Annotated in this window: 27 protein-coding genes and 1 tRNA gene; 17 read left to right on the top strand and 11 right to left on the bottom strand. The window is 66.3% G+C overall.

Annotated features, from left to right (window positions below):
* Nucleotides 1-11 precede the first annotated feature (11 nt).
* From ABE546_RS11930 to ABE546_RS11920, 3 genes are all read left to right on the top strand, one after another.
* The gene (locus ABE546_RS11930) at nucleotides 12-311 is read left to right on the top strand and encodes an integration host factor subunit alpha (RefSeq protein WP_005410432.1); all 300 of its coding nucleotides are present in this window, start codon (nucleotides 12-14) and stop codon (nucleotides 309-311) included.
* Nucleotides 292-648 carry a MerR family transcriptional regulator gene (locus tag ABE546_RS11925; RefSeq protein ID WP_019182707.1) on the top strand — a complete coding sequence of 119 codons (357 nt, stop codon included), beginning with the start codon at nucleotides 292-294 and terminating at the stop codon, nucleotides 646-648. Before ABE546_RS11930 ends, ABE546_RS11925 begins: the two co-directional genes overlap by 20 nt.
* 67 nt (nucleotides 649-715) lie before the next feature.
* A tRNA-Pro gene (locus ABE546_RS11920) sits at nucleotides 716-792 on the top strand.
* Nucleotides 793-1,019: 227 nt separating this feature from the next.
* Here ABE546_RS11920 and ABE546_RS11915 read toward each other — a convergent pair.
* A complete protein-coding gene (locus ABE546_RS11915; RefSeq protein ID WP_313218955.1) occupies nucleotides 1,020-1,481 on the bottom strand; it encodes an Lrp/AsnC family transcriptional regulator in 462 nt (153 codons plus the stop codon).
* 119 nt (nucleotides 1,482-1,600) lie between these two features.
* Between ABE546_RS11915 and ABE546_RS11910 the strand changes: the two genes are divergently transcribed.
* The 8 genes from ABE546_RS11910 to ABE546_RS11875 all read left to right on the top strand — a co-directional run bounded on the left by ABE546_RS11910 (nucleotide 1,601) and on the right by ABE546_RS11875 (nucleotide 10,277).
* A complete protein-coding gene (locus tag ABE546_RS11910; protein ID WP_346463807.1) occupies nucleotides 1,601-2,218 on the top strand; it encodes a LysE family translocator in 618 nt (205 codons plus the stop codon).
* 31 nt (nucleotides 2,219-2,249) lie between these two features.
* The gene (panB, locus tag ABE546_RS11905; RefSeq protein WP_313218952.1) at nucleotides 2,250-3,095 is read left to right on the top strand and encodes a 3-methyl-2-oxobutanoate hydroxymethyltransferase; all 846 of its coding nucleotides are present in this window, start codon (nucleotides 2,250-2,252) and stop codon (nucleotides 3,093-3,095) included.
* 125 nt (nucleotides 3,096-3,220) lie between these two features.
* Entirely contained in the window at nucleotides 3,221-3,745 is a 525-nt protein-coding gene (locus ABE546_RS11900; protein WP_346463806.1) for a sigma-70 family RNA polymerase sigma factor, read from the top strand.
* Entirely contained in the window at nucleotides 3,742-4,797 is a 1,056-nt protein-coding gene (locus ABE546_RS11895) for a FecR domain-containing protein (RefSeq protein WP_346463804.1), read from the top strand. The genes ABE546_RS11900 and ABE546_RS11895 overlap by 4 nt, the downstream gene beginning before the upstream one ends.
* Nucleotides 4,798-4,957: 160 nt before the next feature.
* Entirely contained in the window at nucleotides 4,958-8,005 is a 3,048-nt protein-coding gene (locus ABE546_RS11890) for a TonB-dependent receptor (protein WP_346463802.1), read from the top strand.
* Nucleotides 8,006-8,078: 73 nt separating this feature from the next.
* Nucleotides 8,079-9,461: a hypothetical protein gene (locus ABE546_RS11885; RefSeq protein WP_346463800.1), complete on the top strand. Its 1,383-nt coding sequence runs from the start codon at nucleotides 8,079-8,081 to the stop codon at nucleotides 9,459-9,461.
* A 90-nt stretch (nucleotides 9,462-9,551) separates the two neighbouring features.
* Nucleotides 9,552-10,007 carry a GNAT family N-acetyltransferase gene (locus ABE546_RS11880; RefSeq protein ID WP_313208985.1) on the top strand — a complete coding sequence of 152 codons (456 nt, stop codon included), beginning with the start codon at nucleotides 9,552-9,554 and terminating at the stop codon, nucleotides 10,005-10,007.
* 96 nt (nucleotides 10,008-10,103) lie between these two features.
* On the top strand, nucleotides 10,104-10,277 hold the full coding sequence (locus tag ABE546_RS11875) for a DUF1328 family protein (protein WP_019182774.1): 174 nt from the start codon (nucleotides 10,104-10,106) through the stop codon (nucleotides 10,275-10,277).
* A 93-nt stretch (nucleotides 10,278-10,370) separates the two neighbouring features.
* Here ABE546_RS11875 and ABE546_RS11870 read toward each other — a convergent pair whose 3' ends face one another.
* From ABE546_RS11870 to ABE546_RS11855, 4 genes are all read right to left on the bottom strand, one after another.
* The gene (locus tag ABE546_RS11870; RefSeq protein ID WP_313218942.1) at nucleotides 10,371-11,141 is read right to left on the bottom strand and encodes a transporter; all 771 of its coding nucleotides are present in this window, start codon (nucleotides 11,139-11,141) and stop codon (nucleotides 10,371-10,373) included.
* Nucleotides 11,142-11,257: 116 nt separating this feature from the next.
* The gene (locus ABE546_RS11865; RefSeq protein ID WP_313208987.1) at nucleotides 11,258-11,674 is read right to left on the bottom strand and encodes a hypothetical protein; all 417 of its coding nucleotides are present in this window, start codon (nucleotides 11,672-11,674) and stop codon (nucleotides 11,258-11,260) included.
* Nucleotides 11,675-11,712: 38 nt separating this feature from the next.
* Nucleotides 11,713-11,925, bottom strand: coding sequence for a hypothetical protein (locus tag ABE546_RS11860; RefSeq protein WP_313208988.1), 213 nt, complete (start codon nucleotides 11,923-11,925; stop codon nucleotides 11,713-11,715).
* Between the two features lie 2 nt (nucleotides 11,926-11,927).
* Nucleotides 11,928-12,716, bottom strand: a complete 789-nt coding sequence (locus ABE546_RS11855) for a MipA/OmpV family protein (protein WP_313218940.1) — start codon at nucleotides 12,714-12,716, stop codon at nucleotides 11,928-11,930.
* A 115-nt stretch (nucleotides 12,717-12,831) separates the two neighbouring features.
* Here ABE546_RS11855 and ABE546_RS11850 point away from each other — a divergent pair, with 115 nt between their 5' ends.
* From ABE546_RS11850 to ABE546_RS11840, 3 genes are all read left to right on the top strand, one after another.
* Nucleotides 12,832-13,506: a response regulator transcription factor gene (locus tag ABE546_RS11850; protein WP_313208990.1), complete on the top strand. Its 675-nt coding sequence runs from the start codon at nucleotides 12,832-12,834 to the stop codon at nucleotides 13,504-13,506.
* Nucleotides 13,503-14,867, top strand: a complete 1,365-nt coding sequence (locus ABE546_RS11845) for a HAMP domain-containing sensor histidine kinase (RefSeq protein ID WP_346463798.1) — start codon at nucleotides 13,503-13,505, stop codon at nucleotides 14,865-14,867. Before ABE546_RS11850 ends, ABE546_RS11845 begins: the two co-directional genes overlap by 4 nt.
* 69 nt (nucleotides 14,868-14,936) lie before the next feature.
* Nucleotides 14,937-15,185 carry a hypothetical protein gene (locus tag ABE546_RS11840; protein WP_313208992.1) on the top strand — a complete coding sequence of 83 codons (249 nt, stop codon included), beginning with the start codon at nucleotides 14,937-14,939 and terminating at the stop codon, nucleotides 15,183-15,185.
* A gap of 12 nt (nucleotides 15,186-15,197) precedes the next feature.
* Here ABE546_RS11840 and ABE546_RS11835 read toward each other — a convergent pair whose 3' ends face one another.
* Nucleotides 15,198-15,467 carry a peptidase gene (locus ABE546_RS11835; RefSeq protein WP_346463796.1) on the bottom strand — a complete coding sequence of 90 codons (270 nt, stop codon included), beginning with the start codon at nucleotides 15,465-15,467 and terminating at the stop codon, nucleotides 15,198-15,200.
* 283 nt (nucleotides 15,468-15,750) lie between these two features.
* Between ABE546_RS11835 and ABE546_RS11830 the strand changes: the two genes are divergently transcribed.
* The 3 genes from ABE546_RS11830 to ABE546_RS11820 all read left to right on the top strand — a co-directional run bounded on the left by ABE546_RS11830 (nucleotide 15,751) and on the right by ABE546_RS11820 (nucleotide 17,841).
* Entirely contained in the window at nucleotides 15,751-16,791 is a 1,041-nt protein-coding gene (locus ABE546_RS11830; RefSeq protein ID WP_346463843.1) for a linear amide C-N hydrolase, read from the top strand.
* Nucleotides 16,792-16,909: 118 nt separating this feature from the next.
* Nucleotides 16,910-17,113: a hypothetical protein gene (locus ABE546_RS11825; RefSeq protein WP_313208993.1), complete on the top strand. Its 204-nt coding sequence runs from the start codon at nucleotides 16,910-16,912 to the stop codon at nucleotides 17,111-17,113.
* A gap of 98 nt (nucleotides 17,114-17,211) precedes the next feature.
* Nucleotides 17,212-17,841, top strand: coding sequence for a DUF3011 domain-containing protein (locus tag ABE546_RS11820; RefSeq protein WP_313209017.1), 630 nt, complete (start codon nucleotides 17,212-17,214; stop codon nucleotides 17,839-17,841).
* A 116-nt stretch (nucleotides 17,842-17,957) separates the two neighbouring features.
* Here ABE546_RS11820 and dxs read toward each other — a convergent pair whose 3' ends face one another.
* The 5 genes from dxs to ABE546_RS11795 all read right to left on the bottom strand — a co-directional run bounded on the left by dxs (nucleotide 17,958) and on the right by ABE546_RS11795 (nucleotide 23,954).
* Complete coding sequence (gene dxs / locus ABE546_RS11815; RefSeq protein ID WP_346463794.1) at nucleotides 17,958-19,868, bottom strand: 1-deoxy-D-xylulose-5-phosphate synthase; 1,911 nt, start codon at nucleotides 19,866-19,868, stop codon at nucleotides 17,958-17,960.
* A gap of 116 nt (nucleotides 19,869-19,984) precedes the next feature.
* Nucleotides 19,985-20,644, bottom strand: coding sequence for an HNH endonuclease (locus ABE546_RS11810; RefSeq protein WP_088432555.1), 660 nt, complete (start codon nucleotides 20,642-20,644; stop codon nucleotides 19,985-19,987).
* A 275-nt stretch (nucleotides 20,645-20,919) separates the two neighbouring features.
* Nucleotides 20,920-22,713: an acyl-CoA dehydrogenase C-terminal domain-containing protein gene (locus tag ABE546_RS11805; RefSeq protein ID WP_123730684.1), complete on the bottom strand. Its 1,794-nt coding sequence runs from the start codon at nucleotides 22,711-22,713 to the stop codon at nucleotides 20,920-20,922.
* Nucleotides 22,714-22,760: 47 nt separating this feature from the next.
* Entirely contained in the window at nucleotides 22,761-23,246 is a 486-nt protein-coding gene (locus ABE546_RS11800; RefSeq protein ID WP_123730685.1) for an LEA type 2 family protein, read from the bottom strand.
* A 168-nt stretch (nucleotides 23,247-23,414) separates the two neighbouring features.
* A complete protein-coding gene (locus ABE546_RS11795) occupies nucleotides 23,415-23,954 on the bottom strand; it encodes a lipocalin family protein (protein ID WP_313208997.1) in 540 nt (179 codons plus the stop codon).
* Nucleotides 23,955-24,006: the final 52 nt, after the last annotated feature.

Raw genomic sequence — 24,006 nt, 5'->3', positions numbered from 1 at the left:
GATAGCAGGCAATGGCATTGACCAAGGCGGAGATGGCCGAGAAGCTGTTCGACGAAGTCGGTCTGAACAAGCGCGAAGCCAAGGAATTTGTCGACGCGTTCTTCGATGTGCTGCGTGAAGCATTGGAACAGGGACGTCAGGTGAAGCTGTCCGGCTTCGGGAATTTCGACCTGCGGCGCAAGAACCAGCGCCCGGGTCGCAACCCCAAGACCGGTGAGGAAATTCCGATTTCCGCCCGTACGGTGGTCACCTTCCGTCCGGGCCAGAAGCTCAAGGAAAGGGTAGAGGCATATGCTGGATCCGGGCAGTAACCGAGAACTTCCGCCGATACCGGCCAAGCGCTACTTCACCATCGGTGAGGTCAGCGAACTGTGCGACGTCAAGCCGCACGTGCTGCGTTACTGGGAAACCGAGTTCCCCAGTCTCGAGCCGGCCAAGCGCCGCGGCAACCGCCGCTACTACCAGCGCCACGACGTGCTGATGGTCCGCCAGATCCGCGGCCTGCTCTATGAGCAGGGCTACACCATCGGCGGCGCGCGTCTGCGCCTGGAAGGTGCCGATGCGCGCGAGGAATCGGCGCTGAGCAACCAGATCATCAAGCAGACGCGGATGGAACTGGAAGAAGTGCTGCAATTGCTGCGCCGCTGAACCATTTTTTACGCAAACCCGTTATACTCGTCGGCCCGCTGAGAGGCGGGGACATTGCCAGCATCATCGGGGCGTAGCGCAGCCTGGTAGCGCATCTGCCTGGGGGGCAGAGGGTCGTCGGTTCAAATCCGGCCGTCCCGACCAATGTTGGTGATTCGATCAAAGGCTTGTGCATCGATGCGCAGGCCTTTTTTCTTTTTGGGCTGCTGTGGGTTGCCCGTCATACCACCGCTCGATCAACGTGGCGATCACCTTGGCGTTGTCCGGTTGTCCGGTTGCCGCCGGTGCGTAGTACGTCGGTCGCACATCTCTTCCGGCAGGTCACTCACCGTTGGATGCAGGCCGCGGTCGGAAGGTATGACGCCGTTGCGTCAATGCCCGTGCAACGGCAGCGGCCGGTCGATCACCACATCTTTCATCACCAGGGTCGATGTGAGCCGCTGCACACCCGGCAGGGCAGAGAGGTGTTCGTCGTAGAGCTGCCGGAACGCGGCCAGGTCGCGGGTGATGACGTGCAGCAGGTAGTCCGGATCGCCGAACAGGCGCTGCGCCTGCAGCACCTGGGGCACGTCGGCGACGGCGTGCTCGAAGGCATCCACCGCCTGTCGGTCGCCGTCGCGCAGGGTGACGAATACCAGCGCCGAGAACTTCAGGCCCAAGGCGGCCGGATCGAGCTCGGCGCGGTAACCGCGGATCGCACCGGATTGCTCCAGGGCGCGCACGCGGCGGTGGCAGGGCGAGACGCTCAGGCCGATGCGCTCGGCCAGGTCGGTCACGGTGAGGCGGCCGTCCTTCTGCAGCTCGGCAAGAATCCGCTGGTCAGTGGCATCCATGCGCAAGAGTTTCCTCCTGCAGGCCGGCGCAGGGCAAGTCTTTGGAAGCACATTCCAGCGTCGCGGGAATATTCTTCTGTCTGGCACGCAGATCGCGGCAAGACCGCCCATTGGACCCCATGCAACCCAGCGTCATCGTCGCCTTCTGGGCGGTCTCGATCCTCTTCGTGCTCACCCCCGGTGCGGATTGGGCGCATGCGATCGCCGCCGGCCTGCGCGGGCGGGCGGTGGTGCCGGCGGTGGCCGGATTGCTGTCTGGCCATCTGCTGGCGATCGGGCTGGTCGCCGCGGGCGTTGGCGCGATGTTCGCCCGTGCGCCGGTCGCGCTGCACGTGCTGACCGTGCTTGGCGCGCTGTATCTGCTGTGGCTGGGCATCGGCCTGCTGCGCCATCCGCCGGTGGCCGCAGCGGAAGATGCGGGAGCGATGACGGGATGGCGCCACTGGGCAGTCAAGGGCGCCTGCGTCAGCGGCCTCAATCCCAAGGTGCTGTTGTTGTTTCTGGCGCTGCTGCCCCAGTTCATTTCCGCCAGCGCGGCATGGGCGATGCCGGTGCAGATCATCGCACTGGGCATGGTGCACCTGGTCAGCTGCGGGGCGGTCTATCTGGCCGTCGGCTATGGCGCCGGTGCCGTGCTGCGCACCCGCCCACGTGCATCACGCATGGTCGGCCGCATCTCGGGCGCCGCCATGATCCTGATCGCCGTGCTGTTGCTGAGCGGAACCGGCACACTCTGACCCCACGTTATCCCCCACGAGGATCCTTGGCATGACCGAACAGCTCCATCCCTACGCGACGCCGGGCAGCGCCCCGGTCCCGGCACCGCGCGTGCGCATTCCGCATCTGCAGCAGATGAAGGAGCGCGGCGAGAAGTGGGCCATGCTCACCGCCTACGACATGTACACCGCGGCGATCTTCGAAGACGCCGGCATTCCGGTGCTGCTGATCGGCGATTCGGCCTCCAACAACGTGTTCGGCAACGACTCCCTGCTGCCGGTCACGGTTGATGAGCTGATGCCGCTGGTGCGCGCGGTGAGCCGCTGCACGCGGCGACCGCTGGTGATCGCCGATCTGCCGTTCGGTTCCTATCAGGCCTCGCCGGAGCAGTGCTTCCACACGGCGGTGCGCTTCATGAAGGAAGGTGGGGCCCATGCGGTCAAGCTGGAGGGCGGCATCGAGATGGTGCCGCAGGTCCGCAAGCTGGTCAGCTGCGGCATCCCGGTGATGGCGCACATCGGCTTCACCCCGCAATCGGAGCACCAGCTCGGTGGTTTCCGTGTGCAGGGGCGGGGCGAGGATGGCGCACGGCTGATCGAGGAAGCGCGCGCGCTGGAAGCCGCAGGTGCGTTCGCGGTGCTGATGGAGATGGTGCCCGGCGCGGTCGCCGCACAGATCACCGCCGCGCTGAAGATTCCGACGGTAGGCATCGGGGCCGGCAGCGATTGCGATGCACAGGTGCTGGTCTGGCAGGACATGGCCGGGCTGCGCACCGGCAAGCTGCCGCGCTTCGTAAAGCAGTACGCGGATATGCATGGCGTGTTGCAGAAGGCCGCGCGTGAGTTCGCGGAAGAGGTTGGGGCAGGCACGTTCCCCGGTCCGGAACACACGTTCTGATCGACGCACGTACCACCTGAGGCGCGTGTCCACGGTATCGCCGCGCGGCGGTACCGTGTCGCCTGCGTCATCGAATCGTCATGCAGGCCACGTACCTTCGCCGCACCTGGGGGCGAGGTGGGATCGTGGCCGAACACGCAAAACGGCGTTTGGCGCGCATGTTTCTGGAGCAGGGGCCGGTGCTGCGGGGATTCTTCACCCGCCGCGGCGCGCGCCAGGATGCCGAGGACATGGTGCAGGAGACCTATCTGCGCTTGCTGCGCGCACATGAGGATCAAGGCGAGGCAATCGCCAATCCCGAGGCCTACCTGTTTACCGTCGCGCAGAATCTCGCACGCGAGCAGGCCGCGCGGCGGCGCTGGTCGATGCTGCCCATCGACGATCTTGAACACCTCACCACGCTGCTGACCGGCGAAGAAACCGTCGAGGATGCCGCCGAACGCGCGCAGCGCCGCACGCATCTGCAGACGCTGCTGGGCACCTTGCCCGAGCACACCCGCGCGGTGCTGGTGATGCAGTACCGTGACGGCCTCAGTTACAAGGAAATCGCCGAGCGGCTGGGCGTGTCCTCGCACATGGTCAAGAAGCACGTGGTACGCGGACTCTCCGTGTGCCGCCGTGCATTGGCCGGCCACGCGGAGGCGTGGTGAGCGAGTTTCCCGCACCGCGTCCTTCCCTCGCCAGCGAGGCCGCGCACTGGCATGCGCTGCAGCGCCAGGGCGGGCTGACCGCCGAACAACAACGCCAGTTCATGACGTGGCTGGTGACCTCACCGGCGCACCTGCGCGAGTACATCACGGTCAGCCGCGTCGCCACCGAACTCGGCGATGCGCTGCGTGACATGGCAGTGGATCTGGATGCACTGATCGCCGCCGGGCCACCGCCCGCCGACGACAACGTGGTGGCCTTGCCGGTACGGCGACGCCCTCCACCGCCCGCGGCCTCCCGTGCGCCGCGCCGGCACCTGCCGGGCATCGCCGCGGCGGCCGCGTTGCTGCTGGGCGTTGCGTTCGCCGGGCACATGGCGTGGCCACAGACCCGCCACTATGTGGCGGCACACGGCGCACCGCAGCGATTTGCGCTGCCGGACCACACCGTCGTGCATCTGAACGCGGAAAGTGAACTGTCGATCCGCTTCACCTTGTTGAGCCGCCGCGTGGAGCTCTCGCGCGGGCAGGCGAGCTTTGTGGTGGCCGAGGAGCGCCGTCCCTTCGCGGTGCATGCGGCCGGGCTGGAGGTGCGCGATATCGGCACGACGTTCGACGTGTCGCTGCGGCGCGAGCAGGCGCGCATCGAGGTAGCCGAAGGCAGCGTACAGGTGCGCGGCGATTCCGGTCAGGGACGCCTGCTGGCCGACCTGCATGCCGGGCAGAGCGCCCACATCGACTACCGCGATCAGACCGTCAGCCTCCGCCAGCAGCACACCGACACGATGACCGCGTGGTGGCGACGACGCGTCGTGTTCCAGGACGAACCGCTGCGCGAGGTGGTCGAGCAGTTCAATCGACTCAACAACGTGCGTCTGCAGGTGGACGACGATGTCGCCGGGGCACTGCGACTGACCGGCAACCTGCGCGGCGACGATCTTGCATCGCTTCGTACCTTCCTCGATCAGCAGCGATCGCTGCGCACGCGCGTGGTCGGCAATCAGATCCACGTGAGCAGCCCATCGGCGGCGGAAATCAACACGAAACAGCCGTAATTGCGCTATCCGCGCGTCATCGCGCGGCGCACGCCGAGCGGCTGTCAAAAAAAATTCATCGAAATACCGGTGCCCGATCCTCGCCCTGCGCCCTCGTAGTCCAGGCAAGCGCGAACGATTCCGTCTCGCGACGCTCATACCACCCCACTGGACTTCTACGATGCGCCGCATTCTTTTCCTTTCGATCGCTCTTGCCCTGCAGAGCGCCGCCGTCACCGCCACCGCGCAGGACACCCGCGTGGCCAGCGAGGCGATTCCCGCCCAGCCGCTGGACCGTGCACTCAACGATCTGTCGCGCCAGACGGGCCTGCAGTTTGTCTACAACGCGCAGCAGGCCGGCAACCCGCGTACCCGCGCGATGCCGGCGGGTCTTGCTCCGCAGCAGGCACTGGAGCAGCTGCTGGACGGCACCGGCCTGCGCTATCGCTATCTCAACGACACCACGGTGACCATCGAAGCGCGCAGTGATAGCGCACCGTCGGGCACGTCTGCCGTGCCCGTCGCCACATCGGCCGTGGCATCTGAGGCGGCCCCCGCAGCGGAAGGCGCCGGCCTGCAGCAGCTGGAGCGCATCGACGTGGTGGGCAGCTACAGCCGCAGCCTGGAGCAGGCAGTGGACATCAAGCGCGCCACCATCGGTTTCTCCGACTCGATCGTGGCCACCGACGTGGCCGATTTTCCCGAGCAGAACCTGGCCGAAGCCCTGCAGCGCATGCCGGGCGTGACCATCGAACGTGACAAGGGTCTGGGCAGCCGCGTCAACGTGCGTGGCCTGCCGTCGGAGTACACCCATGTCTCGATCAACAACCTGGCCACGGCATCGGGCAGCGGCGGGCGTGACATCGAGTTTGACATCTTCGCCTCGGAGATCATCCAGCAGGTGACGGTGTTGAAATCGCCGACCGCCGCGGACGAAGAGGGCGGCATCGCCGGCTCGGTGCAGATTTCCACCGCGCGCCCGTTCGACTACACCGGCCGCAAGCTGGTCGCGTCGGTGGAAGGGGCGCACAACTCGATTTCCGAAGAAGTGGACCCGAAGTTCTCCTTCCTGGCCAGTGACACCTGGGGCGACTGGGGCGGCCTGGTGTCCTTTGCCACCGCCAAGCGCAGCAACCGCACGGATGCGACCTCGGGCATCAACTTCCGCCCGATGTCGCGCTTCCTTGGCGCCTCGGGCACACGCGGCACGCAGGCCGCCGCGGTGCTGGCACGCGATGCGGGCGTGGTGGTGAAGAATCGCAACAACACCGATGAAAGCAACCTGATCGTGTTCCAGGACAAGGTAGGCGACCGCGTCTTCGTCAACGACCAGGACAAATGGGGCGCCACCGCCTCGCTGCAGTACAAGCCGAGCAGCCGCTTCAGCCTGACCTTCGATGCGATGCGCGGCGGCTACGACACCACCGAAGACGAGTACGACGCGGCTGCATATTCGGCGTCCAGCCGCAGCACGCTGGAGACCATCCACGATTACGACGCCAGCACGTTGTCGCAGTACGGCATCGTGGTGCTGCGCGATGTGTCCTACACCGCCACCCAGCACGAGATGCTGAGCAAGGAGCGGATCAACAAGACCGACTTCAGCCAGTACAGCGCGGCGATGGATTGGCAGGGCGACACCTGGGGCGTGGATGCGATGGTCGGTTACTCCGGCGCCGACAAGACGCTGGATGCCAGCAACCTCAAGCATGTGGCCTACGCGCCTTCGCGAACCCGCTGGACCGGCAAGAGTGGCGAGACGATACCCAGCGCCAACCCGGCCAGCATCGACATGTACAACGCCTCGGACAAGTATCTGTTCGAAGCGTATGAGACGACGTTGGAGAAGGTCAGCGATGACAAGTATGCCGCCCAGGTGGATGTGACCAAGGCGCTGGAACTGGCCTTCCTGCCGGCGCTGCGCAGCGTGCAGTTCGGCGCGCGCTACACCGACAAGTCCAAGCAGCGCGAATACGGAGAGGCCAAGATCTACGGGCCGGGCCCGGGCAACAACAGCTGGGTGAACACGCGCACCCTGGCCGACAGTCCGTTGCAGTCGATCGCCGATATCGTGCCCGGCGGTGGCTATTCGGTGAAGGACCTGGACTGGAAGATGGTCTCCAACGACTACGCACGCAGTGCGTTCCGCTATCCGGGCTTCGCAACGCCATTTGATCCGGGCCAGTACTACCGGGTCGACGAGAACGTGACCAGTCTGTACGCGATGACCGACATCGGCTTCGATGTGGGCCACGTGCCGGTCTCGATCAACGCGGGCGTGCGCTATGTGGATACCTCGGTGCAGTCCTCCGGCTTCCACCCGATCCAGCGGGCAGACGGTAGCACCGGCTATACCGACACGCCCGTCTTGCGCAAAGGCAGCTACAACGATCTGCTGCCGAGCCTGAATGCGACCGCCGAACTGGCCGAGGGACTGGTGCTGCGGGGTGCCGCCTCCAAGACCTTCATCCGCCCGGCATTGACCGACATCGCCTACAAGCGCACCGCCAGCTGGAGCTCGTTCCGTTTCACCGATGGCAACCCGGACCTGCAGCCGACCTATGCCAAGCAATGGGAGCTGGGTCTGGAGAAGTACCTGGACAACGGCGGCCTGCTGGCGGCCTCGTACTTTCACAAGAAGATTGACGGCGTGGTGATCAATGCGCTGACCGGCGTGGTGCCGGATGTGGCGGTGTACAACGCCAACGGCTCGCTCAACGGCACCTATGATTTCGACGTGTACCAGCCGATCAATGCCGATGGCACCTACGTTGTGAAAGGCGTCGAGCTGATCGCGCAGCTGCCGCTGAGCATGCTGCACGGTTCGCTGGAAGGCTTCGGGATCAATGCCAACTACACGATGCTGGACAGTTCGCTGGCCGGTGAATCCGATCTGGGCGTGAGCACGCCGATGCCGGGGCTCTCGGAGAAGTCGTACAACATGACCGTCTACTACGAGAACGAGCGCTTCGACGCGCGCGTGTCGTACAACCACAAGGGTGAGTACGTTGAATCGATCGGCTACAACATGTACCCGATCTGGCGCGATGACTACGGACAGGTGGATGTGTCGATCGGCTACCGCCTGACCGACAGCATCAAGCTCAGCCTGAAGGGCATCAACCTGACCAACCAGGCGACCACCGGCTACACGATGGATCCCGCGTTCCCGACGATGTACGAGCGCTCCGGTCGCCGCATCAGCCTCGGCCTGCGCGCGGATTTCTGAGCCACCTTCGCGGTGCATCCGGAGGCACGTGCGCGTGCCCCGGATGCGGCTGCCCGTTTGTGAGGAACATCCGATGCGACATGTTTTCTTCCTGCCGCTTGTGGCCGTGCTGGCGTGGCCAATGGTCTCCGAGGCGGCCGATCACGATGCCGGCCGCAGCTGGCAGGCGGGCGACCACCACGTCCACAGCGAGTGGAGCGTGGACTGGGATCGCAGGACCACGCCGCCCACGCCGATCCGTGGCGGCGACTCGTCCTACACCCGCACCCATAACGCCCGGCAGGCGCTCGCCAATGGGTTGACCTGGGTGGTGCATACCGATCATGGCGGGCCGGGGCATTCGGCGGTCACCCGGGACCATGCGTGGCCGGCGCTGCTGGATGCCCGCCGCGAGGTGCCCGGACTGATCCAGTTCAACGGCATGGAATTCGATGTACCGGCCGGCGAGCACGCCTCGCTGATCATCGCCCCCGGCCCGGATGAGCGCGAGCAGCTGGTCGCGATCGAACGCGATTACGGCCGCAGCGAGCCGCTGCAGGGAAGCCGCGACGACGGGCAGACGATGCTCGATGCACTGGTCCACATGCGGTCGCTGCCGGCACCGCCGTTGATGTTCATCAATCACCCCGCGCGCACTGCCACCGCCATGGGCCGGTGGGGCGACGTCGCGCCCGATGAACTGCGTGCCTGGCATGCGGCCGCACCGCAGGTGCTGGTTGGCATGGAAGGCGCGCCGGGCCATCAGGCCACCCGTGTCCATCGCGGCCTGTATCGCAATGCGGATGCACCGACCCTGGGCGGTTTCGACCAGATGACAGCGACGGTCGGCGGCATCTGGGACACGCTGTTGTCCGAGGGGCATCGCTTCTGGATCACGGCCAGCTCCGATTCGCACGTCAACCAGCGTGATGGCGGCAGTGACTTCGATCCGGGCCAGTACAGCAAGACCCATGTCTGTGCGCGGCGGGACGCCGAGGACATCCTCGATGGCCTTCGACACGGACGGATGTTCGCGGTCACCGGTGATCTGATCGATGCACTGGAGCTGCGTGCGACTGCGAACGACGACGAGGCACGTAGTGCCACGATGGGCGGCACGCTGTCGATGTCGCCTGGCGCCTCCATGCGCGTGGAACTGCGGGTGCGTGTACCGGCCTCAGCCAATCACGCTGGGCGGCACCCGGTGCTGGATCACGTGGAGTTGATCGTGGGCGGCCCCGGCGGTGGCAATGGGCCTGTGATGCAAACGCGTGTGTTCGGCGCCAGCGACTGGCAGGTGGACGGCGCATGGCGCTCGGTGTCCTGGGTGTTGCCGGTCCCCACCCGGGGCGGTTTCGTCCGTGCCCGCGGCAGCAGTACTGCGGAGGTGACGCCGCTGCCCGATGTGCCCGGTGAAGATCACTGGCAGGACCTGTGGTTCTACTCCAATCCCGTCTTTGTCGAGGCCGTGCGCTGAGCGGGTGTCGATCCGCTGGCGCGGCGTGCGCGGGGTGGGGCCAGCGGGGTAGAGTGATCGCTGACTTCATGGACGTGGAAGGAGATGCAGATGGCGGTAAGACCCTTGGTGGCAGCGGATCTCGAACAGGCCAGCCGTGTATGCATGGCGGCCTTCATGGGATCGGTGGCGGAATCATTGCCTGCACTGGGTGTCGAGACCTTCAGCCGTATCGCCTCGGTGGAAGGGTTCCGTGCGCGCATGGCGCAGGACACTCTGATGTTCGCCTACGCGCAGGAGGAACGGATCATCGGGATCGCCGAGCTCAAGGAAGGGCGCCATGTCGCCATGCTGTTCGTCGACCCGGCGGCCCAGCAGCAGGGCATCGGCAAGGCACTGATGGCGGCCATGATCGAGCAGGCGCGTGTGGAGGTCCTGACCGTCAGCGCATCGCTCTCGTCGGTGCCTGCGTATGAGCGTTACGGCTTTGCCTGCAGCGCCGATGCCGCGGAATCCTCCGGGCTGCGCTACCAGCCGATGGAAATGCGCCTGGCGCCGCGCGCCTGACTTCACGCCGTTCAGTCGGCGCGTTCACGAAGGTGAGACAGCCGGCTGGCTACCGTGGAGTCCTGTCATTCAACCCGATTCGGGGAAAGGATCATCATGATCAAGTGGGCCATCATTTTTGCTGTCATCGGCCTGATTGCCGGCGCCCTCGGTTTCGCGGGCATCGGTGGCGCCGCGATCGGCATCGCCAAGTTCCTGTTCTGGGCGGGCATCATCATCGCTGTGGTGCTGTTCGTGCTGGGCATGACCATCGCCAAGAAAGTGACCTGACCGGCCGCGTAAAGACACTGCAGTCCCAGACAAAGGCCTGCGCGGTTTCGCGCAGGCCTTTTCGTTGGTGAGGCTGCACGAGCCTCGCAAGGCTCACTCGAAATACAGCGATACCCCCATCCCGGCCTGTGTGTCCGGGCTGTCGTCATCCAGCCCCACATCGAATGAGGCATCCAGCTGCACCGTCGGGGTCACCATCCAGGTGACGCCTGCGCCGGCCATCCCGGTCGAGGGCTCGCCGTGGGTGTCGGTGAAGCCGGCTTCCAGATAGGTGCTGACGGTATCGGTGGCAGCGAAGCTCAGGCTCGGCGCCCAGGTGACGCTGTCCTCGCTGCCACCGCGGGCCACATTGGCGTACAGGGCCCCGGTCCAGCGATCATTGAAGCTGTACTCATAGCTCGCACCCAGCGCGTACTGCGTGGCGCCCTCGCTGAAGTCGCGCGAGCCGGTAGCGAACGTGGTGCTGGCCAGCAGCGCCACGGCGTGCTTTTCCGAGGACAAGGGCAGGGCGAACTTCAGTCCGACGCCCAGGTCACCCGCACCGCTGCTGCGCTCGGCCGGTGCATCGCGCGGCGCCACCCGCAGGTGGTTCCAGGGCGAGGTGAAGGCCTGCAGTTCGAGATGCTCGACCAAGCCGATCCGGAGCGTGATGTCGGCACTGTACTGCGTGCTCAGCACGCCCGCGCTGTCGCGGTCGCGGCTGAAGCTGGGCAGTCCCGCCTCCAGCGCGACGCTACCGCGGGGCAGTGTCGAGGCGGCGAAGCCGATGCCGGGGCGGTCGAAGGCGAGGTCCGGCGGCGCGTCCTGTTGGGCATGCGCCGCACCGCAGAACAGCAGGGACAGCAGCAGGGCCGAACACCGCATGGGCACGCTCCGGGCCGGCCGATACCGGCATCAAGAAGCAGTCAGCCTGCCCCTTGGCCGGAATGTAGCACGGTGATTCCGGCGGTCATGTGCACGTAGCGGCGGCGTTCCCTCACTCAGTGCGGCGGCCGGGTCATGGCAATGAGGGCATCGCGTACGCGCTCGGTCGCGGCCTCCGGTGTGGCGTCACAGCCGAGCACGCAGGCGCGGAGCAGGAACCCATCGGCGGCGTGCCGTGCAGCGGTCAGTTGCGCATCGCGACGGTCCAACGGATGCTCGCCCAGCACCGTATCCAGCCAGGAACGTCGGGCGGTGATCCATTCACTGTCGACCTGGTGCGGCCGACATGCCGGACTGATGGTGCGCCCGATGTCGAACAGCTCGGCGATGTAAGCCCGTGAGAAACGGCCGTGGGCCTGGCTGTCGCGGTCCATGCGGTGCTGGATCGCGCGGTGGAGATTGGCCACGATCGCGTGCGCGGCGAGGTCATCGTTGGCTGCTTGCAGCAGCGGGGTATCGGTTGCGTTGTTCATTCGCGCCTCCAGGACACCGGTGGGGGGAAAACGAGGAATCAGCCGCGCGGCAGGATCGGATCACCCTGCCGCAGCAGGGTGTCCAGCAGCGCGACGACGCGTTCACCCTGGCCCTCGCAGGCCAGTTCGAACGTGGTCTGCCCGTCGAGCGCGGGCAGTGGGGAATGCAGAATCCATTCAAGAACGGCGGCGCGGTCCGGTTCGATCTGCAAGGCCAGATCCGCGACACGACGTACGATTCCCTGACGCATGATCAGAATCCGTAACTGAGGGAGAGTGCGGCGGTATCCATGTGGTCGCCACGGGTCATCGGGCTGTCGCGCACGGCATCGGCCAGCGAGGTGCGGCGGATCGACGCAGTCGCGGTCCAGCGCGGCCCCAGCGGCATCACGGCGGCGATGTCCATGTAGGGCGACACACCGCTGCCGGCCGAGTAGTGCGCCAGGCCGCTGCGTGCCGCTTCGCGTTCACTGACGCCGAAGTAATAGTCGTTGAGATCGGCGCTGGTGTAGGTCACGCCCAGCGCAGGCATGAAGGTCACGCGGCCGGCCGGGATCGGGTACGCGTACCGGGCATCGGCCGAAAAGCCGCCGCCATGTCCGGTGACTTCCGCCTGCGCATTGGCCTGCAGCACGCCCCATTCGGCCTGGTGCCGCCAGGAGACGCCCAGCATGCCGGACAGGCTGCGGTTGTCGAGCTGGCGCAGCTGCGGGTCGTGGCTGTCGCGGCGCTTGAAGCGCATCACGTATGGTGAGGCGGTCAGGGCAAGCTCGGACTGCGCGGTCTGGTGCAGGCGATAGCCCACGCTGCCACCGCGGAAGAAGAACGAACGGCCTTCCCAGCTGACGATCGGGGCGGCCAGACGATCGGTGTCATAGCCGGCGTAGGGGGCCTTGAGTGCGACGACGGCGATGCCGATGCTGCTTTTCCTGGCGCCCTCGGGGGCATCAGCCGCCTGCGCAGTGGCGGCGGTGAACGCACTGGCCAGGGCCAGGCCAAACAGCGGAAGGGAAGGGCGCGGAGAACGGAAACGGACGTGCATGGACCTGCCGAGGGGGAACAACCGGAGTGTCATGGTGGGCGCCCTACATTGTCGGAACGTTACGTCCGGCTGCGCGGTACCATCGCCTCCTTCGTACCCCGCAAGGCACCGCCCCATGCGCCTTCTTCTCCTGGAAGATGACCCGGAAATGGCCAGCGCGATCCAGGTCAGCCTGGCGCGCCACGGCATGGTGATCGACGTGGTCGGCACGATGGCGCAGGCCGATGAAGCCCTCAAGGCCGGCGTCCATCAGATCCTGCTGCTGGACCGGCAGCTGCCCGACGGCGACGGTGCCAGCTTCGTCCGGATCGCGCGTGAGCGCGTGCCCAACCTGCCGGTGATCATGTTGACCGCGCGCGATTCGGTGGCCGATCGGGTCACCGGCCTGGACGTGGGTGCGGATGATTACCTGACCAAGCCGTTCGCGGTCGAAGAGCTGCTCGCGCGCATCCGCGCGATCTCGCGGCGGCCCTCGCAGATCACCCTGCCGGTGTTGTCGCTGGGCCGGCTGCAGTTCGATTTCGTGGCGCGCGAAGCCCGCGTGTCCGAGGTGCTGCTGGCGCTGCCGCGGCGGCAGCTGCTGGTGCTCGAGGCACTGGCACTGCGGCAAGGGCGCACGGTGGGCCGCGCCTCGTTGCTGGAAGCCGTGTACGGCTTTGACGATGCGATCCAATCCAATGCGCTGGATGCGCACGTCTCCAAGCTGCGCAAAGCGCTGCTGGAAGCCGACGCGGGCGTGGAGATCCACGTCATGCGCGGCATCGGATATCTGCTCAAGGACACGCCGTGAGATTGCTCAAACCCGATTCCCTGGCGTTCAACCTGGTGTGGAAGGTCTGCCTGATCCAGGCGGCCACGATCGCCCTGGCCTTGAGTGCGATGGTGTTGACCTACGGCGACCGCCGTTCGGCCTATATCGACTGGAAGACCAGCGACCAGATCGCATCGGCCATCACCTTCGGTGCCCAGGGACTGGAGGCGGATCTGCCGAAGGTAGCGCTGGCCGTGCCACGGCCGCCGGCGACGTTCTGGTTCGCCGCGGCCGATGAGCGTGGCCGACGCCTGGTACATGGCGATGTTCCCGTGCAGTACCGTCAGTTGGTGGCACGGCTGGATCAGATCGAGCAGACCGACATCCGTACCCGCATCAATGCCGATGCGCTTGCCGTGCGCGTGGTGGTCGTTGTTCGGCCGGAAGGGCGGTTGCACGTGGCGGTAGGCGGCATTCCCGAACGCAGCATCGTGCGGCAGCTGCTGTTGATCTTCCGCTATCTGGGCGGCTGGATCGCGTTGCCGGTGCTGGTGATCACGCTGGTGGTGGCGCCATGGGTGATCCATCGCGCGCTGCGCGGGGTCAACCGCGTGGCGGCGCAGGCCGCAGCGATCCAGGTCAACGAGCGCGGCAGCGGCCTGGATACGCGTGCGGTGCCGCTGGAGATCTATCCGCTGGTGGACGCCTTCAACGCGGCCGTGCGCCGCATCGGCGAAAGCTACGATGCGCAGGATCGCTTCCTCGCCGGTGCAGCGCATGAACTGCGCATGCCGATCGCGATCCTCGCCACCCGCCTGGCCGATCTGCCGCCCGGTGATGCGCGTTCGCGCCTGCAGCTGGACCTGAGCCGGCTGAGCAACATCGCCGAGCAGCTGCTGGATCTGCAGCGGCTGGACCGGCACGGCAGCCAGTCCCAGCGTATCGATCTTTCCGCGTTGACCCGCGACGTGGCCGCCGATGTCGCGCCACTGGTGGTGGATGCCGGCTACGGCTTTTCGGTGGATGCTCCGGATCAGCCGATCTGGGTCCGCGGGGATCCGCATGCGCTGCACCGGGTCATCGCCAGCCTGCTGCAGAACGCCATCGCCCACGGTGGCGGCCGCGGCATGATCGCCGTGGCGCTGCATGACGATGGGGGCCTGTCGGTCAGTGATGAAGGCCCGGGCGTGCCGGAGGCCGAACGGCTGTCCGTGTTCGAGCCGTTCCACCGGTTGCGGCCCAGCGGCAGTGGCAGTGGGTTGGGCCTGCACCTGGCGCGCGAAATCGTACTGCGCCATGCCGGCACCATCGCGGTGGACAGCGCCCCGGGCGGCGGCGCGCGGTTCCTGGTGGTGTTGCCGGTGGACCCGCGGCCGTTCCCGGGGGTGTCCCCGGCATGACCAATGGCAGGTGATCGGGCCGGGGCATCGTGGGACAACGGACCCGTCCCCCTTTCTGGTGCCGGTTCGATGCGCAGACGTTCGCTGTTCGGTGTGATCGTGGTATCCGGCTTGGCCCTGTCCGGCCTGTCCGCTTGCGCCACCTATGACGATGTCGCCTCGCGCCCGCAGTGCGAGGATTCGCCGCAGGTGAAGGACCTGCCGACGCAGGTCGCCCGCCGCGAAAGCCGCTGCAATGAGTTGAACATCCGGTTCAATGACGATCGCGGCGGCGACAGCAAGCCGCTCGATTTCGGCGGCAAGAACAAGGACGGTTGATCCCGCGTGGGATCAGCGTTTCGCCGGCCCGGCCGGCGGCGCAGCGCAGTAGGCGGTGATGATCTCGGCTGTGTTCTCCAGCCCCTTGGCCTTGGCCAGCTCCCATGGGCGTTCGCACTGCTGGGTGCGTTGGCACCAACGGTAGCCTGCCGAGCCGATGCACCCATGCGCATCGCGGTCCGCGCCGGGTACGCCTGCAGTGGTCGAGGAGGGTGACGGCGCAGGATGGGCGCAGGCGGTGAGGGCGGCGAGCAGGGCAAGCAGGGCGGCTCGAATGGACATGCAGGCTCCGTAGGCGCTTGAGGTCGCGGGCAGTCTCGCGCCGGGTCTGTCGATGCCACGTGCAGGATGCAGGGTTCACTCCTCCATCACCGCGCGTGGGCTGATATGACGCTGGGCGATTCTGCCGATGCTGCGTTGCAGTCTGTGACGAGCACTGCGGAACGCGATGATGCGTTGAAGCAGGATGCGTGCGACCTGCCTGGATGGACGTCGCCGGTATCAGGTTTGACGCGAGGTTGTCAGCACCACTGCCAGGAGGCACCTCATGAAAACACTGTTTTCGATGCGTCACATCGCACTCGCTGCGGCGCTCACCTGTGTCTCGGCCCAGGCCGATGCCTGCACCCGCGTGGTGTACCTGGGCGACAACCAGGATGTGATCACGGCCCGCTCGATGGATTGGAAGAGCGATGTGGCCACCAACCTGTGGGTGCTGCCCAAAGGCATCGACCGTGATGGCCAGGCCGGCCCTCGCTCGATCCGCTGGACCTCGCGCTACGGCAGCGTGGTCGCCACCGGGTATGACATCTCCACCACCGATGGACTCAACGAAGCAGGGTTGTCAGCCAATCTGTTGTGGCTGGCAGAATCGCAGTACCCGCAGCAACGGGGCAGCAAACCGGGATTGGCGATCTCGTTGTGGGCGCAATACGTGCTCGACAACTTCGCCAGCGTTGCCGAGGCCGTCGCCGCCCTTGAGCGCGAGCCGTTTTCGATCGTGACGGACAAGGTGCCGGGCGAGTCCCGGCTGGCCACGCTGCACCTGTCCCTGTCCGACGCCAGCGGCGACAGCGCCATCGTGGAATACATCAACGGCAAGCAGGTGATCCATCACGATCGCGCCTATCAGGTGATGACCAACTCGCCTGTGTTCGATCAGCAACTGGCGCTCAATGCGTACTGGCAGGAGATCGGTGGCACCGTGATGCTGCCCGGCACCAACCGCTCGGCCGATCGCTTCGCCCGCGCGAAGTTCTACATCAACGCGATTCCCAAAAGCGAGGATCCCGTGGTCGCGTTGGCCAGCGTGTTCAGTGTGATCCGCAATGTATCCGTGCCCTACGGAATCACCACGCCGGGCGAGCCGAACATCTCCTCCACGCGCTGGCGGACGGTGGCCGACCACAAGCGCAAGCTGTATTTCTTTGAATCGGCGATGACGCCCAATACCTTCTGGGTGGATCTCAACAAGGCCGATTTCTCGCGCGGCGCCCCGGTGTTGAAACTCGACCTCGGGCCGGATCAGCGCAATGTATTCGCCGGCGACGCGCTGCCCCGGTTCCAGCCGGCCGAACCGTTCCGGTTCCTGGGCACCGACGGCTGAGCAAAATCAGACTAATCCGATAACAACGGGCTTCAACCTGCTCTATCGTTCCTGCTGAGGGATGGACCCCTCCCGTCGTGAGCTTTTCGCCCAGGCATGCCGCAAAGGAACGATCCGCATGGTGATCAAACTGCAACACATCGAACGCCGCTGGCACGTCGTGCATCCAGCCAAATCCGCGCCGATTGCGTTCCGAAGCGGGGCCACCGCCTTCGATTTCGCCGATGCCCTGGCACGCGAGCACTATGCCGAGACCGGCGACAGCAGCGCCGTCCGGGTGCAGGTGCTGGAGACCTACGTGGACGCCGTCCGCTACGGCTGAGCCGGCCATCCAAGGCTGTCCGTGCGGATGTGACCGCCTGCCGTCCGTCCAGTCAGCCTCGCGTCGGGTACCTAAATAGGGGATGAAATCAGCGACTTCTGGCCTATGTCGCGCCGCCGGACGATCACCGATCCTGTGCGCCTCCCCCAACACGCAACGAGGATCCCATGTCGAACACGAGCCCTTCCCAGGCCGCCAGACGATTGCGCTGGGCCGTGGTGCCGGCGCTGATGGCGCTGGCTGGCGGCGCCCAGGCGCAGAACTACGACCGCTATTACGACGACGGTTACAACGGCGGTCCGGTGCGCTGCGAATCGATCAAGAACCGGACGCAGCAGTGCGCCTTGCCGGGACGCGCGCGCCTGGTGCGGCAGATTTCCGGCTCGCCCTGCGTTGAAGGCCAGACCTGGGGCCAGGCACGCAACGGCGTGTGGGTGACGCAGGGCTGCCGGGCCGAGTTCATCGCCGAGGGCGGCCGCGGCGGCCGCTGGAATGGCGGTGGGGGTGGCTGGGGCCACAACGGCGGCGGCAACAACGGCCGGGGCCAGATCCTGACCTGCGATTCCAACGACCATCGCCGTCAGCGCTGCGTGGCCAATGTCCGCCGCGAGGCGCGACTGATCCGCCAGACTTCGCGTAACGCCTGTATCGAAGGGCGGACCTGGGGCTGGGATCGCACCGGCGTCTGGGTGGATGGCGGCTGCCGCGCCCAGTTCCAGATCTACTGATGGCCGGTGCACCGCGTTTGAGCGCCCCCTGAGCGCTCAAACGAACGAGGCCGCGTCGATGGGACGCGGCCTCGCTGCTTTTCCTGAGCGCTCACCCAGTGGGGGCGCGCCGTGGTTCAGCCGGCGGCGCTGAGCGTCTGGCCGCTCTTGACCAGCATCGGCCAGCGCTTGAGCACGGCCTGGCGGATGCCGGCGGCATCGATGCCGGCGTCGGCCAGCAGGTCTTCGCGGCTGGCATGGTGCTGGAAGCTGTCCGGCAGGCCCAGGTGCAGGAACGGCTTGAGCACGTTCTCGGCATTGAGCAGCTCGGCCACGCCGGAGCCGGCACCGCCGGCAACCACGTTGTCTTCGATGGTGACGAAGCCTTCATGGCGCTGCGCAAGTTCCAGCAGCAGGGCCCGGTCCAGTGGCTTGATGAAACGCATGTTGACCACGGTCAGGCCCAGTTCGCGGCCGACCTGTTCGGCGGCCGTCACGGTGCTGCCGAACGCGAGCAGGGCGATCCGGCTGCCCTGCAGGCGCAGCTCGGCCTTGCCGATCTCCAGCGTGGCCAGATCCGTACCGGCGGCGATGCCGGTCCCGCTGCCGCGCGGGTAGCGCACCGCAGCGGGGCCGGCGTAGCGCAGGCCGGTGGTCAGCATCTGGCGGCATTCGGCCTCATCGGACGGTGCCATGACCACCATGTGCGGCACGCAGCGCAGGAAGCTCAGGTCCAGGTTGCCGGCATGGGTCGCCCCGTCCGGGCCGACCACGCCGGCGCGGTCGATGGCGAACAGCACGTCCAGTTCCTGCACGGCCACGTCGTGCACCAGCTGGTCATACGCGCGCTGCAGGAAGGTCGAGTAGATCGCCACCACCGGCTTGGCGCCCTGGGTGGCCATGCCGGCCGCCAGGGTCACCGCGTGCTGCTCGGCGATGGCCACATCGAAGTAGCGCTCCGGGTATTCCTTGCTGAAGCGCACCAGGCCCGAGCCTTCGCGCATCGCCGGGGTGATGCCCATCAGCTTCGGCTCCGCCGCGGCGGCATCGCACAGCCAGTCACTGAAGACGTCGGTATAGGTCGGCTTCTTGGCCCCGCCCTTGGAGACCAGGCCCTTGTCCGGATCGAACGGGCCGACCGCGTGATACCCGATCTGGTCACCCTCGGCGCGCTCGTAGCCCTTGCCCTTGGTGGTCATCACGTGCAGCAGCTTCAGGCCCTTCAGGCTCTTGAGCGTCTTCAGCGTGGCGACCAGCGCCGGCACGTCATGGCCGTCGATCGGCCCGGTGTAATGGAAGCCCATTTCCTCGAAGAACGTGGACGGCACGAACATGCCCTTCCAGTGCTCTTCCCAGCGCTTGACGAAGCGCGCGGTCGGGTTGTGCTTCTTGTCGCCGAGGATCTTCTTGCCACCTTCGCGCAGCGCATTGAGCGTGCGGCTGCCGGTGGCGCGGCCGAGCATCTTGGTCAGCCCGCCCACGGCCTCGGAGATCGACATGTTGTTGTCGTTGAGGATCACCAGCAGGTTCGGTTCCTGCTCCATGCCGCCGGCGTGGTTGAGCGCCTCGTAAGCCATGCCGGCGGTCATCGCGCCATCGCCGATCACGGCCACGACCTTGCGGTCATCGCCTTCGGCCTGGCGTGCGATCGCCATGCCCAGCGCCGCCGAGATGGAGGTGGAGGAATGGCCGACACCGAAGGTGTCGTACTCGCTTTCCTCGCGCTTGGGGAACGGCGCGACGCCGTCCTTCTGCTTGACCGTGTGGATCTCGTCGCGGCGGCCGGTCAGGATCTTGTGCGGGTAGGTCTGATGACCCACATCCCACACCAGCTGATCGACGGGCGTCTGATACAGGTAGTGCAGGGCGACGGTCAGTTCGATCACGCCCAGGCCGGCGCCGAAATGGCCGCCGCTCTTGCCGACCGACTCAATCAGGTAGGCACGCAGTTCATCCGCGATCGCGGGCAGTTCGGATTCTTCGAACCTGCGCAGGTCATCCGGTGACTGGATGCGCGCAAGGCGGGGATAGCGGGCGGAATCGATCATGTTTATCGCGCTTCTTCTGAGCGCCTATTTTCCCCCCCAAATGAGGGTGGGGCAAGCAAACCGCCTTTTCAGTGAGTAAACGGTGACGGAGGCTGCGACAGAACGTCGCAGCGCGCTCAGGCGCAGAGCTTGGAACGCTTGGGCAACTGCGCCTTCAGGAATGCCATCTGATCGGCCAGGATGTTGCGGTTGGACAGGATCATGTGCTCGATCCAGCTCGGCCGATAGGGCACGGCGAGCAGCGGCATGCTGGCCTGCTGCGGGGTCCGGTTGCTCTTGCGCGAGTTGCAGTGGAAGCAGGCGCTGACCACGTTCTCCCACACGTCCAGGCCGCCCTTGGAGAGCGGCATGACGTGGTCGCGGGTCAGTTGCGGGCGGTTGAACTGTTGCCCGCAGTACAGGCACAGGTGCGAATCGCGCGCGAACAGCGCGGGATTGGACAGATTCGGGGTGGGGTCGATCGCGCGGGAGCGCGCATGCCCGCGGGCGGCGATGATCGGGTGCAGGTCCAAGCCGCTTTGCAGGCCGGTGGTGCGGCAGATGCCGCCGTGGATGTGCAGGCAGGGGTCGCCCAGGGTCCAGGCCACCGCGCCACGCGCGTAGAGGCAGGAGGCGTCCTGCCAATTGATCCAGTCGAGTACGCGCCCATGGGCGTCCAGGGCCAATAACCTCACCGAGCCGGGCCGATGCAGCGTAACGATCGGCGACACCTCGGCGACCGGGGCGGACGAGGCTCCGGTATCGATCAGACCCAAGCGTGTAGTGTCTGTCTCCATCGGGAAAACAGCTTATACCCGAATCGTTACGAATTGGGTATAGGGGCTTGCGCCCCTACCCGATTCGTAACGATTCGGACAGGCATTCCACCTTAACCCCGCGCCGTTGGCGCGCCCCCTTGAACATCAAGGGGGCTTTTCTCCAGAAGGTGTATCGGGGTGCCGACCAACGGTCGGCACCTACCGACGATCAGGCGTCGGTATTCCGGCGCGCGGTCGGCACCTGCGCGGCAATCAGGTAGCCACCGACCGTTGGTCGGTGGTCTGGCAGCCGATCAGCCTTCGCCGAAATGCGCGTCGGTCATCGCCATCAACGGTTCGGCGCCGGACTGGATCGCGGCGGCGTGGCTGAGGGTGCGCGGCAGCACGCGGGCGAAGTAGAAGCGGGCCGTCTCGCGCTTGGCCTGCTTGAACGCGTCGCTCTGCGCGGAGGCCTCGGCGGCAGCGACGCTGCGGGCCCACCAGTAGGCCAGCACCACATAGCCCGAGTAGAACAGGTAATCGAAGCTGGCTGCGCCGAGTTCATCGGGGTTGGTGGCCGCGCGCTGCAGGGTCGCCATGGTCAGCTTGGCCCACTCGTCGGCCTTGGCGCGCAGCGGGGCAATGAATTCGGCCAGCGCTTCGTTGCCTTCATTGGCCTTGGCGAAGGCCTCGATCTCGGCCAGCATCAGCTTCAGCCCCGCGCCCTGGCTGGAGGCGGTCTTGCGGCCGATCAGGTCCAGCGCCTGGATGCCGGTGGTGCCTTCATACAGCGTGGTGATGCGCGCATCGCGGGCCAGCTGCTCCATGCCGTGCTCGCGGATGTAGCCGTGGCCACCGAAGCACTGCAGCGCGTTGTAGGTGTTCTCGATACCCCATTCGGTCTGGCAGGCCTTGGAGATCGGGGTCAGGAAGCTCACCAGCGTGTCCGCGCGTTCGCGCTCGCCGGCATCCTCGGCGTGGTGGGCGACGTCGATCAGGGTGGCCGCGTGCAGGGCCAGCAGGCGACTGCCTTCGACCAGCGATTTGATGGTCAGCAGCATGCGCCGCACATCCGGGTGGACCAGGATCGGGTCGGCCGGCTTTTCCGGGTTCTTCGCACCGCTCAGCGAACGCGACTGCAGGCGCTCGCGGGCGTACTTCAGTGCGTTCTGGTAGGCCCGCTCGGACAGGCCGATGCCCTGCAGGCCGACGCCCAGGCGCGCGGTGTTCATCATGGTGAACATTGCCTGCAGGCCCTTGTGCGGCTGACCCACCAGGTAGCCTTCGGCGCCGTCGAAGTTCATCACGCAGGTGACCGAGCCCTTGATGCCCATCTTGTGTTCGATCGAGCCGCAGCGCAGCGCATTGCGCTCGCCCACCTTGCCCTCGCGATCGACCTTGAACTTCGGGGTGACGAACAGCGAAATGCCCTTGGCCCCGGCCGGTGCGTCGGGCAGCTTGGCCAGCACCAGGTGCACGATGTTGTCGGTAAGGTCGTGCTCGCCGGCGGTGATGAAGATCTTGGTGCCGGTGATCGCATAGCTGCCATCCGCGTTCGGCTCGGCCTTGGTCTTGAGCAGGCCAAGATCGGTGCCGCAATGCGGTTCGGTCAGGCACATGGTGCCGGTCCAGCGGCCGTCGATCAGCGGCTTGAGGAAGGCGTCCTGCTGCCAGGCCTCGCCATGCTGCTTGAGCGCTTCAATCGCACCGTGCGAGAGCAGCGGGAAGTTGCCCCACGCCAGGTTGGCGGCATTGATCATTTCATTGAGCGGCACGCCCAACGTATGCGGCAGGCCTTGGCCACCCAGTTCCGGTGCAGCGGTCAGACCGGTCCAGCCGCCGTCCACGAACTGGGCGTAGGCCTGCTTGAAGCCCGGCGGGGTGGTGACCTCGCCGGTCGCCTGGTCGAGGACGCAGCCGATCTCATCGCCCACGCTGTTCAACGGCGCCAGCACGCTGGCACTGAAACGGCCGGCTTCTTCCAGCACGGCATCCACCACATCGGCGGTGGCATCGGTCAGGCCAAGGCGCGCGAACAGCGGCTCGACCTTGAGCACGTCATGCAGGGCGAAACGGATATCGGAAAGCGGGGCGGTGTAGCTGCTCATCGGGGACAGTCTCGATCAGTGGCGAAGGGTGGCGGAAAGCCCGCCGGTCAGCGCAGGACGCCGGGCAGGCCAGGGGCCTGGTTGAGCGTGCTGCGGCTTTCAATCTCGAAGGTGCGTTGCTTCTTTTCCTGCGGGGTGGCGCTTACCGTGCCCTTGAGCGAATAGCCCAGGGTGCGGTTGCCGGCCAGTGCATCGGCCATCACCAGGCGGGCGCCCGAGCTCGGCTTGATGTCCACGTTGACCACATCGGCCGAGACCCCGCCAATGGACAGTGCGGGCTTCAGCTGCAGCTGGCCGGCATCCTCATCGCTCACCTTCAACTGCAGCGCGACGTTGTCGAAGGTCATGGGCATGGAGCTGAAGTTCTGCAGGCGCAGCGCAACCGTCCAGCTGCCATCGGCACGCACCGTCAACTCCTGCACGCTGGCGGCCGGCTCGGAAACGCGTTTGACCGTCTTGTTGCAGGCGGTCAGGGCCAGCGAGGCGATGACGATCAGGGCAAAGGCGAGGCGGGGACGGAAGCGGTGGGACATGGCGCAATCCTCAGGCGGGTGTTGCATGGGTGTGAGCATACTACGGCGTATGGTGTTCGCGCTGCCTGCGGCAGCGAGATGCAAGGGTAGGGCACCGGGATGACGGGGCCACGTGCTTTTAGTCGTGGGGGCAGGCCGGCCCGGCGCGTGGGGTGAGGCCGGGCCGGGTCAGTCCAGCGGCGCCATCACCCGCAGCGGGGCGAGGTCATAGCCCATTGCTTCGGCACGGGCTTTGAGCTGCTCGAACAGGGCGGTATCCATGCTCGGTGAGCGCGACAGGATCCACAGGTACTTGCGGTCCGGCTCGCCGACCACTGCCCACTGGTAGCCGGGGTCCAGCGCGATCACCCAGTAATCGGCCCACACCAGCGGCACCCAGGACAGCCAGTCCGGCACGAAACGTACCTGCAGGCGGCCGGGATGGCCCTCGACCGGGCGCGCCACGCCATCTGCTGCCACGCGATCCCCGTCAGCCTCGCGGCAGGCGTTGTGCACGCTGATCCGTCCATCGGCACGCAGGCTGTAGGTGGCGGTGATGTCGCCCACGCATTTCTTCTGGAACGACACCGGCAGGTGCGCGATCTCATGCCACTGGCCGGCATAGCGGCCCATGTCCAGCGCCTCCACCGAGGTCACCGGCGCGGCCGCCCAGGCCGACCCGGTGGCGGCAAGGGCGAGCAGGGCACTGATCAGATAGCGGCTGCGCATTGTCGACACTCCACACAAGACGCAGCGAGCTTAGGCATAGGCTGAGCGGAAA

Origin of the sequence: Stenotrophomonas sp. TWI377 (genome assembly GCF_039674525.1) — a bacterium.
In the GTDB taxonomy this organism is placed as follows: domain Bacteria; phylum Pseudomonadota; class Gammaproteobacteria; order Xanthomonadales; family Xanthomonadaceae; genus Stenotrophomonas.
The sequence above is the reverse complement of the archived record's forward strand: the minus strand, read 5'-3'. Positions and strand labels throughout refer to the sequence as shown.

Excerpts from the sequence above, each read along its gene's own strand:
- ABE546_RS11860 (WP_313208988.1), bottom strand. The coding sequence starts at position 11,925 with ATGCGTCAGGGAATCGTACGTCGTGTCGCGGATCTGGCCTTGCAGATC.
- ABE546_RS11880 (WP_313208985.1), top strand. The coding sequence starts at position 9,552 with ATGGCGGTAAGACCCTTGGTGGCAGCGGATCTCGAACAGGCCAGCCGT.
- ABE546_RS11870 (WP_313218942.1), bottom strand. The coding sequence starts at position 11,141 with ATGCGGTGTTCGGCCCTGCTGCTGTCCCTGCTGTTCTGCGGTGCGGCG.
- ABE546_RS11885 (WP_346463800.1), top strand. The coding sequence starts at position 8,079 with ATGCGACATGTTTTCTTCCTGCCGCTTGTGGCCGTGCTGGCGTGGCCA.
- ABE546_RS11850 (WP_313208990.1), top strand. The coding sequence starts at position 12,832 with ATGCGCCTTCTTCTCCTGGAAGATGACCCGGAAATGGCCAGCGCGATC.
- ABE546_RS11830 (WP_346463843.1), top strand. The coding sequence starts at position 15,751 with ATGCGTCACATCGCACTCGCTGCGGCGCTCACCTGTGTCTCGGCCCAG.
- ABE546_RS11805 (WP_123730684.1), bottom strand. The coding sequence starts at position 22,713 with ATGAGCAGCTACACCGCCCCGCTTTCCGATATCCGTTTCGCCCTGCAT.
- ABE546_RS11910 (WP_346463807.1), top strand. The coding sequence starts at position 1,601 with ATGCAACCCAGCGTCATCGTCGCCTTCTGGGCGGTCTCGATCCTCTTC.
- ABE546_RS11925 (WP_019182707.1), top strand. The coding sequence starts at position 292 with ATGCTGGATCCGGGCAGTAACCGAGAACTTCCGCCGATACCGGCCAAG.
- panB (WP_313218952.1), top strand. The coding sequence starts at position 2,250 with ATGACCGAACAGCTCCATCCCTACGCGACGCCGGGCAGCGCCCCGGTC.
- ABE546_RS11930 (WP_005410432.1), top strand. The coding sequence starts at position 12 with ATGGCATTGACCAAGGCGGAGATGGCCGAGAAGCTGTTCGACGAAGTC.
- ABE546_RS11825 (WP_313208993.1), top strand. The coding sequence starts at position 16,910 with ATGGTGATCAAACTGCAACACATCGAACGCCGCTGGCACGTCGTGCAT.
- ABE546_RS11835 (WP_346463796.1), bottom strand. The coding sequence starts at position 15,467 with ATGTCCATTCGAGCCGCCCTGCTTGCCCTGCTCGCCGCCCTCACCGCC.
- ABE546_RS11890 (WP_346463802.1), top strand. The coding sequence starts at position 4,958 with ATGCGCCGCATTCTTTTCCTTTCGATCGCTCTTGCCCTGCAGAGCGCC.
- ABE546_RS11855 (WP_313218940.1), bottom strand. The coding sequence starts at position 12,716 with ATGCACGTCCGTTTCCGTTCTCCGCGCCCTTCCCTTCCGCTGTTTGGC.
- ABE546_RS11915 (WP_313218955.1), bottom strand. The coding sequence starts at position 1,481 with ATGGATGCCACTGACCAGCGGATTCTTGCCGAGCTGCAGAAGGACGGC.
- ABE546_RS11800 (WP_123730685.1), bottom strand. The coding sequence starts at position 23,246 with ATGTCCCACCGCTTCCGTCCCCGCCTCGCCTTTGCCCTGATCGTCATC.
- ABE546_RS11875 (WP_019182774.1), top strand. The coding sequence starts at position 10,104 with ATGATCAAGTGGGCCATCATTTTTGCTGTCATCGGCCTGATTGCCGGC.
- dxs (WP_346463794.1), bottom strand. The coding sequence starts at position 19,868 with ATGATCGATTCCGCCCGCTATCCCCGCCTTGCGCGCATCCAGTCACCG.
- ABE546_RS11810 (WP_088432555.1), bottom strand. The coding sequence starts at position 20,644 with ATGGAGACAGACACTACACGCTTGGGTCTGATCGATACCGGAGCCTCG.
- ABE546_RS11795 (WP_313208997.1), bottom strand. The coding sequence starts at position 23,954 with ATGCGCAGCCGCTATCTGATCAGTGCCCTGCTCGCCCTTGCCGCCACC.
- ABE546_RS11840 (WP_313208992.1), top strand. The coding sequence starts at position 14,937 with ATGCGCAGACGTTCGCTGTTCGGTGTGATCGTGGTATCCGGCTTGGCC.
- ABE546_RS11865 (WP_313208987.1), bottom strand. The coding sequence starts at position 11,674 with ATGAACAACGCAACCGATACCCCGCTGCTGCAAGCAGCCAACGATGAC.